Source organism: Kerstersia similis (genome assembly GCF_965139615.1).
Taxonomy (GTDB): Bacteria; Pseudomonadota; Gammaproteobacteria; order Burkholderiales; family Burkholderiaceae_B; genus Kerstersia; species Kerstersia similis.
Window position 1 is genome coordinate 25,716 of record NZ_CBCSIQ010000033.1, and the last position, 11,165, is coordinate 36,880.

Annotated in this window: 10 protein-coding genes; 8 read left to right on the forward strand and 2 right to left on the reverse strand. The window is 63.5% G+C overall.

What is annotated here, in order from left to right; translation table 11 throughout:
* Positions 1-119 precede the first annotated feature (119 nt).
* From ACNA1V_RS16040 to ACNA1V_RS16055, 4 genes are all read left to right on the forward strand, one after another.
* Positions 120-1,721, forward strand: coding sequence for an ATP-dependent acyl-CoA ligase (locus tag ACNA1V_RS16040; RefSeq protein WP_415834602.1), 1,602 nt, complete (start codon positions 120-122; stop codon positions 1,719-1,721).
* Positions 1,722-1,850: 129 nt separating this feature from the next.
* Positions 1,851-3,179 (forward strand): MFS transporter, encoded by a 1,329-nt coding sequence (locus ACNA1V_RS16045; RefSeq protein WP_415834591.1) that lies wholly within the window; start codon positions 1,851-1,853, stop codon positions 3,177-3,179.
* Between the two features lie 8 nt (positions 3,180-3,187).
* Complete coding sequence (locus ACNA1V_RS16050) at positions 3,188-4,336, forward strand: thiolase family protein (RefSeq protein ID WP_415834592.1); 1,149 nt, start codon at positions 3,188-3,190, stop codon at positions 4,334-4,336.
* On the forward strand, positions 4,336-4,668 hold the full coding sequence (locus ACNA1V_RS16055; protein WP_415834593.1) for a PhlB family protein: 333 nt from the start codon (positions 4,336-4,338) through the stop codon (positions 4,666-4,668). Before ACNA1V_RS16050 ends, ACNA1V_RS16055 begins: the two co-directional genes overlap by 1 nt.
* Here the strand turns inward: ACNA1V_RS16055 and ACNA1V_RS16060 are convergent.
* Positions 4,665-5,654, reverse strand: a complete 990-nt coding sequence (locus ACNA1V_RS16060; protein ID WP_415834594.1) for a helix-turn-helix domain-containing protein — start codon at positions 5,652-5,654, stop codon at positions 4,665-4,667. The two genes, ACNA1V_RS16055 and ACNA1V_RS16060, sit on opposite strands and share 4 nt — an antisense overlap.
* A gap of 300 nt (positions 5,655-5,954) precedes the next feature.
* On the opposite strand from ACNA1V_RS16060, the gene ACNA1V_RS16065 reads away from it, so the two are divergent.
* The 3 genes from ACNA1V_RS16065 (at position 5,955) to ACNA1V_RS16075 (ending at position 8,975) form a co-directional block, all read left to right on the forward strand.
* Complete coding sequence (locus ACNA1V_RS16065) at positions 5,955-6,488, forward strand: 2,4'-dihydroxyacetophenone dioxygenase family protein (protein ID WP_415834595.1); 534 nt, start codon at positions 5,955-5,957, stop codon at positions 6,486-6,488.
* 115 nt (positions 6,489-6,603) lie between these two features.
* Entirely contained in the window at positions 6,604-7,926 is a 1,323-nt protein-coding gene (locus tag ACNA1V_RS16070; RefSeq protein ID WP_415834596.1) for an MFS transporter, read from the forward strand.
* Positions 7,923-8,975, forward strand: coding sequence for a 2,3-butanediol dehydrogenase (locus ACNA1V_RS16075; protein ID WP_415834597.1), 1,053 nt, complete (start codon positions 7,923-7,925; stop codon positions 8,973-8,975). The genes ACNA1V_RS16070 and ACNA1V_RS16075 overlap by 4 nt, the downstream gene beginning before the upstream one ends.
* A 53-nt stretch (positions 8,976-9,028) precedes the next feature.
* Here ACNA1V_RS16075 and ACNA1V_RS16080 read toward each other — a convergent pair whose 3' ends face one another.
* The gene (locus ACNA1V_RS16080) at positions 9,029-10,111 is read right to left on the reverse strand and encodes a tartrate dehydrogenase (RefSeq protein WP_415834598.1); all 1,083 of its coding nucleotides are present in this window, start codon (positions 10,109-10,111) and stop codon (positions 9,029-9,031) included.
* A gap of 98 nt (positions 10,112-10,209) precedes the next feature.
* On the opposite strand from ACNA1V_RS16080, the gene ACNA1V_RS16085 reads away from it, so the two are divergent.
* Positions 10,210-11,117, forward strand: a 908-nt coding sequence (locus tag ACNA1V_RS16085) for a LysR substrate-binding domain-containing protein (protein WP_415834599.1), incomplete at its 3' end; no start/stop codon positions are given.
* Positions 11,118-11,165 lie beyond the last annotated feature (48 nt).

The following is an 11,165-nucleotide window of genomic DNA, read 5'->3' on the forward strand; positions in this document are numbered from 1 at the left end:
TTCCAAGCGATTCCGGTGGGCAAATGGCCCCTGTGGAATCGCAGGAGAACAGGAGGAGTCATATGCGTGTTCAGCTCACGCAGCAGGAAACCGCCGCGCTTGAGCGTCCGGTTTCCGGCATGCAGCAAAATCCGGCGGATCCGGTCAACCTAGGCACGATGTCCGTGCCGCAGTTGTTGCGTTTGCAGGCGCAGCGCCATGACAGCCGGCCCTGGGTGCAAGCCCCTGGCGGTGCGCTGAGTTTCGGGCAGGCGCCGGCATTCGCGGCGCGCTGGGCAGCCTTGCTGGCGCAGCAAGGGGTAGGGCGTGGCGATCGGGTGGCCTTGATGATGGGCAACCGTATCGAGTTTCTGGGCGCCGTGCTGGGCTGCGCCTGGTTGGGCGCCGTTGCGGTGCCTATCAATACCGCGTCGCGCGGCATGCAGCTGCAGCACATTCTGTCCAATAGCGCGGCCCGGCTGGCGTTGGCCGATGTTCAGGCCTGCGGCGTGCTGACGGCGCTGGAAGATGTGCCTTTGGCGACCATCCTGTTGGTGGGCACAGCGGCGGGCCCGGTGCCGGAAATGACACTGGCCGCGCACGTGCAGGCCTTGCCCGAACTGCCGTCGGCAGGGATCGAGGCTGCGCCGGTAGAGGCAGGCGATACCCTGGCCATTCTCTATACCTCCGGCACATCCGGCTTGTCCAAGGGCGTGTGCTGCCCGCATGCGCAGTTCTGCTGGTGGGGCATCCTGACGGCGCGGAATCTGGAAATCGGCCAGGATGATGTGCTCTATACCTGCTTGCCGCTGTTCCATACCAATGCACTCAATGCCTGCTTTCAGGCGCTGGTGACAGGCGCCGCGATCGTATGCGACGAGCGTTTTTCCGTTAGTCGGTATTTCGAGCGTCTGGCCGCGACGCAAGCCACGGTGACGTACCTGCTGGGCGCGATGGTGCCCATGCTGCTGTCGCGAGCGACGGCCGCCGATGAGCGCGCGCACCGCACACGCATTGCGCTGGCGCCTGGCGTGCCACCGCGCTTTCATCAAGTGTTCTGCGAACGTACGGGCATTGCCTTGCTGGAAGGCTACGGTTCGACGGAGACCAACTTCGCCATTGGCGGCACGCTGGCGCAGCAACGCGCCGACGCCATGGGGCAGGTGATGCCCGAGTTCGAAGCCTGTGTGGTCGATGAGCAGGATCAGCCCTTGCCGGACGGACAAGCCGGCGAGCTATTGCTGCGTCCGCGGCAGCCCTTCCTTGTGGCGACCGGCTATTTCGGGATGCCCGATAAAACGGTGGAAGCCTGGCGCAACTTGTGGTTTCACACCGGGGATCGGGTCGTCAGGGATGCCGATGGCTATTTTCGCTTTCTGGATCGCATGAAGGATGCCATCCGGCGCCGTGGCGAGAATATTTCTTCGTTCGAGGTCGAGCAGGTACTGCAGTCGCATCCGGCCGTGGAAGCCGTGGCGGTGTATGCCGTGCGCTCGGAGCTGGCCGAGGACGAGGTCATGGCGGCCCTGGTTTTCAAGCCCGGGCAGCACGCCAGCCCTCAAGCCCTGCTGGATCACTGCCAGCCGCGCATGCCCTATTTTTCGGTGCCGCGCTACCTGCGCATCCTGGATGCCCTGCCGCGTACCGAGAACGGCAAGATCCGCAAGTTCGGGCTGCGCGACGAGGGCGTGACTGCCGATACCTGGGACAGGGAGAAGGAGGGCTATCAGGTCTTGCGCTGAGCGACAGGGCCGCCGGCAACGGGTTGTAGTGGCAGGAAATAAAACAAGAAATCCATCAAGGAAAAGGAGAGGAGACATGAACAAGACGGTAACCCCCGGCCTGGCCGGACAATACGCAAGGAGGCTGCAATGGGCAGCGTAGCAACATACGAAAAGCGGGCAGCCGGCGGTGCGCCGCCGGCAGACGATGAGGCAGCACGCAAGAAGCGGACGCGCCGGGTGGTGCTGGCCTCCGTTGCGGGCAATGCGATGGAGTGGTACGACTTCTTCATCTACGGGACGGCGGCAGCGCTGGTGTTCGGGACGCTGTTCTTTCCCAAGGGAACCGACCCCATGTTGGGGACGATGGGAGCTTTTGCGGGTCTCGCCGTCGGCTTTCTGGCGCGCCCGCTGGGCGGCATTATTTTCGGCCATATCGGCGACCGCTACGGCCGCAAGCTGGCACTGGAGTGGACGCTGGGCATCATGGGGGTGGCTACGTTCCTGATCGGCCTGCTGCCGACCTATGAGCAGGCCGGTATCTGGGCGCCGATTGCGATGGTGGCGCTGCGTGTGCTGCAGGGGATGGCCGCTGGCGGGGAATGGGGCGGCGGCGTGCTCTTGATCAGCGAAGCGGTAGGCGGCAAGCGGCGCGGCTATTTCTCGTCGTTCAGCCAGTTGGGGGTGGCCGGTGGGTTCGTGCTGTCCTCGGGGGTGTTCATGCTGGCCCAGCAACTACCGTCGGAAGCCTTCATGAGCTGGGGCTGGCGTCTGCCCTTCCTGCTGAGCATCATCATTTTTGGCGTGGGCCTGTATATCCGCAAGCGCATTCCTGAAAGCGAGGAATTCGTGCAGGCCAAGAAAACGGCCAAGCGCGGCATGCCCGCCGTCGAGGTGTTCCGTCGCTACCCGCGTCAGGTGTTTACGGCCATGGGGCTGCGCATGGCGGAAAATGGCGGTTCCTATATGTTCCTGGCCTTTGCGCTGGCCTATGGCAAGTTCCTGGAAATTTCCAATGACATTATGCTCGGCGGTGTGCTGCTGTCCATGTTGCTTGAGCTGGGGACGCTGGTCTGGTTCGGCCACCTGTCCGATCGCATCGGGCGCCGGACGGTCTATCTGATCGGTTCGGTCGGTTTGATGCTGGTCGCCTTTCCGTTCTTCTGGCTGGTGCAGACCAAGGAGCCGATATGGATTTTCCTGGCCTTCTTCATGGGGAATACGGTTTGCCACGCCGCGATGATAGGCACGCAGCCAGCGTACTTTGCCGAGTTGTTCCCGGCGGAAGTCCGCTATACCGGCCTGGCGCTGGGGCATGAGCTGGCATCGGTAGTGGCTGGCGGCCTGTCGCCGTTGATCGCCATGGCGCTGTTGCGCAGCTATGAGTCCGCGACGCCGGTGGCCATTTACCTGCTGTGCCTGGCAGGGATCACTGTCGTAACGCTGTTGTTGACCAAAGAGCCGGAAAGGCAGGAGTAGGAGTCGCCATGATACAGATGCGAGCGCCAGGCATCGTCGGAACGGGGGAAACCGCATTCATGCGCCGCCCCGGCCCGGCGTGCAGTACGGCTGGATTGCTGGCCCAAGCCATCGAGCTGGCCTTGGCCGATGCCGGCCTGGCGCTGGCGGATGTGGACGGCCTGGGCGTGGCGTCCTTCACGCTGCGCCCGGATCGGGCGATAGACCTGGCCTGGCAGCTGGGGCTGGGCTTGCGCTGGTGCATGCAGGACGAGATGGGGGGCGCCAGTGCCATCAATCTGCTGCGCCAGGCCTGGCTGGCGTTGCAGGCCGGCCAGGCGCGCACGATCGTGCTGGTGGCAGGCGACCACTTCGCCGGCGCGGATTTTGCCGCGCTGGTACAGGCCTATAACACCAGCGCCAGGGACTATCTGAGCCCCTTGGGCTGCCTGGGGCCTAACCCCTTGTTTGCCATGCTGACGCAGCGGCAGATGGCTGCCTGCGGCTTGCAGCGCGACGATTACGGGGCGCTGTGCATCGCGCAACGGCGCAATGCGGCCAATAATCCGAATGCGGCCTATCGCCAGGCGCTGAGCTTGCAGGATTATCTGGATGCGCCGCTGGTTGCTCCCCCGTTGGGACGGCTGGATTGCGTGCCGGTGGTCAGCGGCGCCACGGCCCTGGTGCTGCAGGCGCAGCCGCAGGGGGTGAGCGTCAGGCTGCTGGCCCAGGGCGCAGGCTACAACCTGGACCGGCAGGAGGGCGATGGCCTGAGTACCGGCATTGCAGGGTTTGCCAAGGCGCTGTGGGCGCAGGCGGAATGCCTGCCCGCGCAGATGGATGTGGTAGGTGTGTATGACGACTATCCAGCCATGATTCTGGCGCAAATGGTGGATCTGGGCTTGAGCCCTGCGCATGCGCTGAAGGATTTCATTCATCGACGCCTGGCCAGTGGCGCCTTGCCCTTCAATACGGCGGGCGGGCAATTGTCGGCGGGGCAGACGGGAGCAGGTGGCGGGATGCATATCCTGGCGGAAGTGGTGCGGCAATTGCTGGGCCGTGCGGGACCGGGCCAGGTGGCTGGCGCCCGTCTGGGCGTGGCCAGCGGTTATGGCATGGTTCAGCAGCGCTATGGCATGTGTGCGAATGCGGTGGTGCTGGGCAGGGAGGAAACCTGATGGAAAGCCGAAGCTTGCAGGTATTTGAATGCAGCGCTTGCGCCCACCGGGTGTATCCGGCCCGCTTGCGCTGCCCGTGTTGCGGCGCGGCGGAGCAACAGGCGGTCGAGGTCGGGCAAGGTGAAGTGCTGGCCTGGACGACTCTGGCGCAGCCCGATGGCAGTCATGCCATTATTGCGACCGTTCAGGTTCGGCCAGCCGGGCCGCAATTGGTGGCGCGCCTGGCGGCGCTGCCGCAACAGGCTGGGGAACGGGTTGCGTTGCAGGCCCGCTGGCTGGGGGGGCGCTACTTGCCCTGGGGCGCAGCGATTGCCGAGGCCGGGCCGGATTAGCCGTTGATGCCGGGCGCCGCGCAGGCCAGTGCCGCCTCCCGCATGTGGGTGGGCGTGAGGCCATGGTGGGTACGGAAGGTGCGGGCGAAGTGCGCGGGGCTGGAAAAACCGCAGCGCCAGGCGATTTCCGCAATGCTGTAGCGCTGCATGTCGCGTCGCCGCAGCAGGGCAGCGGCCTGGGTCAGGCGGCGCTCCAGTATCAGTTGCGAGACGGTGCGGCCTTCCGGTTCCAGCAGGCGGTTCAGGTGGCGTAGCGTAATGCCGGTGGCGCCAGCCACGCGCTCGGCGTCCAGCGCATGATCGGGCAAGTGGTTGTCGATGTAGCTGCGTGCCGTTTGCAGATAGGTTGCGCGCAAGGCGCTGCTGTTGCCGGTATCGCCGGCCAGCAGGCTGCGCAACAGTTCGCCGGCCTGTTGATGCAGCTGGCCGGCATCGGTACTGGCGGGCCGGGCGAACGCATTGGTCGCAAGACGGCGCAGGGCGGCATTGAGCACGCGGCCAGGGCCGCTGCTGCCCGGCACATGCAGAGGATGTTTCAGGATGGCGCGGCTACAGGATTGATAGAACCAGTCTGCCGGGGTGTCCAGCAGAAATTGCCGCATGCTGCCTGTGAAGCCGAACAGATAGGCGTGGCGGGTATCGTAGATCACCAGATCGCCCGGCTCTAGTTGGGTACAGGTGCTGCCCTGGTAGAAAAAGGCGTGGCTTTCCAGCACCAGCGAGGCGAAGACGGAGTCTTTGGGGTGGCTCCGCACCATTTGCGGCGTGCGTTCGATGACATGTTCGTTGGCCTGGATGTCAGCCAGCCGGATATCGCCCATGAGCAGATTGCGTTGCGTAGCCAGCAGGCCGTCGTCCGAGAAGGCCGAGCATTTCAGGCCGACCAGCACCGAGGCGTTGTAGGACTCCCAGTAGTCCAGCCGCTGGTTGGGCGGCAAGGTATCGGTGGAAATCTGGCTGACGGCATGAGGGGCGGTGGATGGCATGGGTGTCTCCCTGCGGCTTGGGGCTGGCTGCCCGGCGGCAGGCAGGCGCGGCTGCGGCCGGACCCGCGTTCTTCTGATAGGGGCGGATGCCATGGCGCAGCCGATGGCTGACGGTTCATTGGCCGCAGCCGCTAGTGTACGCAGCCACGCCGGGCGGCGAGATACTGATCTTCCCTGATGGCAGGGGGCGAGACAGGCTTGTCCGTTCTGGGCAATCAAGGTGTCCGTTACGGGCAAATGGGCGTTAGGGGTGCTTGCTAAATTGGCCTGTCGTTTCATTCATAAGAACAGGAGACTTTCATGCCCGAGCTGCCTTCCAATGAATTCTGGCGCGGCCTCAAGCCCATTCCCAACTGTTTTCAGCCGGATGCCAAGCCCGAGGTCTATATCTCGAATGCACCCACCGAGGACGAGCGCATGTATGTGCCTTTCACGGAGACGGTGTCTTCCCGCCCATTATGGATTTCACCGTCGGAAAATCGCTGGTGCGACATTCTGATGGCCAAGGAGGCGGGTCTGGTGAACCGCCACTATCACCCGCACGAAGTGTTCGCCTACACGATCTCGGGCAAGTGGGGCTATCTGGAGCATGACTGGACGGCGCATGCCGGCGATTTCGTGTACGAAACGCCGGGCGAAGGCCATACGCTGGTCGCCTATGAGCATGAAGATCCCATGCGTGCTTTTTTCATCGTGAAGGGGCCGTTGATCTGGCTCGATGAGAACGGCCAGCCGGATGGCTATTTTGATGTGCACAGCTATATCGACATGTGCCGCAAGCACTACGAGAAGGTCGGCATAGGCGCTGATTACGTCGATACCCTGTTCCGCTAGGCAGGGGATTGCGCCGGCCGGCCTGATCAAGCGGGCCGGCGTGTTTTTTTCTCCAAAACAAAAAAATAAGGCGAGCGCCCGCAGGATTGCGCCGGCCCGCCCGCTGGAGTGAGACATGAGACTATTCAAAGAGGCTTCCTACGAGAACAGGTTGCTGGCGGTGCTGTTCCTGGCTTTCGGCTTTGTTTTCTTCGACAGGTTGGCGCTGTCCTATCTTTTCCCCTTTGTTTCGGCCGAACTGGGCCTGAGCAATACCGAACTGGGCATGTTGTCGTCGGTGCTGGCATTGGCCTGGGCGGTGTCGGGTGCGTTTATGGGGGCCTATACGGACAGGCGTGGCCGGCGCAAGACCATCTTGATCGTATCGGTGGTGCTGTTCTCCGTTTTTTCGGCCTTGTCCGGCCTGGTCACGGGTTTTATCAGTCTGCTTTTGTTTCGTGCCTGCATGGGGCTGACCGAAGGCCCGGTGCTGCCGTTGTCGCAGACCATGATGGCGCAGGCGTCTTCGCCGCATCGGCGCGGCCTGAACATGGGCTTGCTGCAAGGATCTTCCGCCGGCCTGATGGGGGCGGTGATCGCACCGCCGGTGATGGTGGCGCTGGCGGAAAATTTTGGCTGGCGCACGGCGTTCTATCTGACCTGCATTCCCGGCCTGATCGTGGCCTGGCTTATCTGGCGCTATGTGCAGGAGCCCGCCCCGGCGCGGCCGGACGAGGCGGGCACCATGGCAGGAACGGCACAGGGCGCGGCGGCGCTGCCGGCGGGGCCGCAATGGGGGGTGCTGCGTGAGCGCAACGTCATTCTTTGCATCCTGATCAGCTGCTTTTTCCTGGCCTGGTTCATCAATATTATTTCTTTCGCGCCCACCTTCCTGGTGAGTGTCCGGCAGTTCAGTCCCGGCACCATGAGCGCGTTGATGAGTTGCCTGGGCCTGGCCTGGGTGATCTGGGGGTTTGCGGTGCCGGGGATTTCCGACCGCATCGGCCGGCGTCCGACCTTGTTCATTTTTTCCCTGGTGGCCGCCTGCTGCCCGCTGGCTTTCCTGTATGCGCCGACTGCGGTCGCGCTGGGAATATTGCTGTTGCTGACCTATACCGGATTGGGCTGCTTCACCCTGTTCATGGCCACGATTCCGGCGGAAACGGTGCCGCGTGGCGCGATGGCGACAGCGCTGGGCCTGATCATGGGGATAGGGGAGCTGATTGGCGGGTTCATTGCTCCGGTGGCCGCTGGCCGTGCCGCCGATCTGTATGGCTTGCCGGTCGTGATGTGGATTTCGATGGCTGGGGCTTTGATTGCAGGGCTGCTGTCGCTGGGGCTGCGTGAAACGGCGCCGGCAGTGCTGGCCCGTCAAAAGGCGGGACAGGCAACGGGGCAAGAGGTGGGGCAAGTGGCTCGGCCAGCCGCAGGAGAAAGGGAACAAGGGGGGCAGGCATGAAGGCATGGTTCTGGCATGGGGCGCGTGACCTGCGCCTGGAGGAGACCGCTGCGCGGCCATTGCAGCGTGGGGAGGTGCGCGTCGCAGTAGCGTATTGCGGTATTTGCGGCAGCGATCTGCATGAGTTTGCCGATGGCCCGCACTCCATTCCCGTGGAACAGCCACATCCTCTGTCTGGCCGTCAGGCGCCGCTCATTATCGGCCATGAGTTCTGCGGTACGGTGGTGGAAACCGCGCCCGATGTGAGTACCTTGCGCCCTGGCATGCGGGTCACGATAGAGCCGGAGTACCGTTGCGGGCATTGCGCGCATTGCCTGGCAGGCGATTACAACCGGTGCCTGTCCATGGGGTTTGCAGGGTTGATGGGTGATGGCGGGATGGCCCAGGAGGCAGTCGTGCCTGCCTATATGGCCCACGAGCTGCCCGATGGTGTGCCGTTCGAGCAGGCGGCCGTGGCGGAGCCTGCGGCGGTGGCCTTGCATGCCGTCAGGCGCAGCCGCCTGCAGCCTGGGGATCGCTGCGTGATTTTCGGGCTGGGCGCCATCGGCCAGTTGCTGGTGATGATGGCGCGCCTGGAGGGAGCCGGGCAGGTCATTGCGGTGGATGTCGTGCCTGCCCGTTTGGCGCTGGCAAGGCGCTTGGGCGCCGACTTGGCCCTGGACGCCCGCCATGAGGATGTGCGCGCTGCGGTGCTGGCGCAGACCGATGGGGTGGGGGTGCCGGTCAGTTTCGAAGCAGCGGGCAGCCAGGCGACGTTCGACGGTGCGTTGCAGGTGTTGCGCAAAGGAGGGGAAATGGTGCTGGTGGGGCTGGTGCCCCAGGTGAGGCTGGATAGTTTTGATCTGGTCAATCGGGAGCTGAGCATTACCAGCAGCGTTGGCTATCGCGGGGTGTATCCGGATCTGTTGGCCAGGATTGCCGACGGCAGCCTGGATCTTTCCCAGGTGGTGACGCGTGTGGTGGCCCTGGAGGATGCGGTGACGGACGGCTTTGAAGCGCAGTTGCGAAGCCGCGATGAGATCAAGATTCTGGTGCAGCCCCAGGGGTGAGGTGGCGTGGAGGGGCCGGGGCCGCAGCAGCGGCTGCCCGGCCTGCCTGCCGTCTAGCGAGCGTCGGCGTCGGCGATCCGTTGGGCGATCGCCTGGCCGACTTCGATGGTGTTGGCCTGGCCGCCCAGGTCGCGTGTGCGGGGGCCGTTGCGCAGGCAGTCTTCGATGGCCGCCAGGATGTCGTCATGGGCGGCCTGGTGGCCGAGGAATTGCAGCATGAGCGCCCCCGACCAGATCATGGCGATCGGGTTGGCGATGCCTAGGCCGTAGATGTCCGGCGCCGAGCCATGCACGGGTTCGAAGAGGGAAGGGAAGGCGCGTTCCGGGTTCAGGTTGGCGGACGGTGCCAGGCCGATCGTGCCGGTGCAGGCTGGCCCCAGGTCGGAGAGGATGTCGCCGAAGAGGTTGGAGGCCACCACGACGTCGAAGCGTTGCGGTTGCAGGACGAAGCGGGCGCACAGGATGTCGATGTGTTGTTTGTCCACGGCGATGTCGGGGTATTCCGTGCCGATGGCTTCGGCGCGGCTATCCCACCAGGGCATGCTGATGGCGATGCCATTGCTTTTGGTGGCGACGGTCAGTTTGCGCCGGGTGCGTGTGAGTGCCAGTTCGAAGGCGTAGCGCAGGACGCGGTCGGTGCCTTTGCGGGTAAAGACCGATTCCTGGATGACGAGTTCGCGGTCGGTGCCTTCGAAGAGTTTGCCCCCCAGGTTGGTGTATTCGCCTTCGGTGTTTTCACGCACGACGAAGAAGTCTATGTCGCCTGCCTTGCGGCCCGCCAGCGGGCAGGGTACGCCGTCGAACAGGCGCACTGGCCGCAGGTTGATGTATTGGTCGAATTCGCGCCGGAATTTCAGCAGCGAGCCCCAGAGTGATATGTGGTCGGGCACGCGGTCAGGCCAGCCGACTGCGCCGAAGTAGATGGCGTCGTAGTCTTGCAGCTGGTTTTTCCAGTCGTCGGGCATCATGGCGCCAGTGCGTTCGTAGTAGTCGCAGCTGGCCCATTCGAAATGGTCGAATTGCAGGGCAATGCCGTGGCGGCGGGCAGCGGCTTCGAGGACGCGCAAGCCTTCAGGCATGACTTCTTTGCCGATGCCATCGCCTGCCAGGACGGCGATTTTGTGGGTGGGTGCCATGGCGTTTCTCCTTCTTGTTTTGTGAGGTATGCCGGGTATGCTACAAGCGCTTTGGCTTCGGACAATCCTTCCAAACGAGAAAACTTTGTGCACGTATTATGAATAATGATCCTAGCCCTGAAGATTTGCGGGTGTTTTGCGCCATTGTGCGCAAGGCGAGTTTTACCAGCGCGGCTGAGGAGCTGGGCGTGTCTCGTTCTTATGTGACCAAGCGGGTGCAGGTGCTGGAAGCGCGGCTGGGTACGCGTTTGTTTCATCGTACGACCCGGCGCATTGTGGTGACGGCGGAGGGCGAGCGGGTGTATCACTGGGCGTTGCGCATTCTCAATGATATGGATCATTTGGTTGAGGAGATCGGGGTGACGCGGCAGGCGCCCCGCGGTTCTTTGCGTATTTGCAGCAGTTTCGGTTTTGGCCGGCGGGTGGTGGCGCCGGCTTTGTCTGCTTTGCTGGCGCGGTATCCGGCTTTGCAGGTGCGGTTCGAGGTGTTCGATCGGCTGGTGGATATCGCTTCCGAGGGTTTTGATCTGGATATACGCGTGGGCGATGAGATCGCACCGCATTTGATCGCTCGTCATTTGGTCGATAACCATCGGGTGTTGTGCGCGTCTCCGGCCTATTTGGCACGGCGGGGTGTGCCACGTACGTTGGCGGATTTGGCGGCGCATGATTGTTTGGTGATCAAGGAGCGGGATCATCCGTTCGGGGTGTGGCGTTTGGATGACGGGCGGGAGCAGCAGTCGATCAAGGTGCGTGGGCCTTTGTCGTCCAATAATGGCGAGATTGTGATGCAGTGGGCGCTGGATGGGTGCGGGATTGCGTTGCGTTCTGATTGGGATGCGCGGTCTTTGTTGCAGGCGGGGAGGTTGGTGCAGGTGTTGCCGGAGTTTCGCCAGAAGGCGGCTGTGTGGGCGGTGTATCCGTCGAGGTTGGAGACGTCGGCGCGTTTGCGGGTTTGTGTGGAGTTTTTGCAGGAGTATTTGCGGGGGCGGCTTGCGGGTGGGCCNGCGNAGATCGCGTGGTTCCGGCTGCGCCGGAANTCNCCGTGCTGGGT

Coding starts and splice junctions, on each gene's coding strand:
- ACNA1V_RS16040 (WP_415834602.1), top strand. CDS start 120: ATGCAGCAAAATCCGGCGGATCCGGTCAACCTAGGCACGATGTCCGTG.
- ACNA1V_RS16045 (WP_415834591.1), top strand. CDS start 1,851: ATGGGCAGCGTAGCAACATACGAAAAGCGGGCAGCCGGCGGTGCGCCG.
- ACNA1V_RS16050 (WP_415834592.1), top strand. CDS start 3,188: ATGATACAGATGCGAGCGCCAGGCATCGTCGGAACGGGGGAAACCGCA.
- ACNA1V_RS16055 (WP_415834593.1), top strand. CDS start 4,336: ATGGAAAGCCGAAGCTTGCAGGTATTTGAATGCAGCGCTTGCGCCCAC.
- ACNA1V_RS16060 (WP_415834594.1), bottom strand. CDS start 5,654: ATGCCATCCACCGCCCCTCATGCCGTCAGCCAGATTTCCACCGATACC.
- ACNA1V_RS16065 (WP_415834595.1), top strand. CDS start 5,955: ATGCCCGAGCTGCCTTCCAATGAATTCTGGCGCGGCCTCAAGCCCATT.
- ACNA1V_RS16070 (WP_415834596.1), top strand. CDS start 6,604: ATGAGACTATTCAAAGAGGCTTCCTACGAGAACAGGTTGCTGGCGGTG.
- ACNA1V_RS16075 (WP_415834597.1), top strand. CDS start 7,923: ATGAAGGCATGGTTCTGGCATGGGGCGCGTGACCTGCGCCTGGAGGAG.
- ACNA1V_RS16080 (WP_415834598.1), bottom strand. CDS start 10,111: ATGGCACCCACCCACAAAATCGCCGTCCTGGCAGGCGATGGCATCGGC.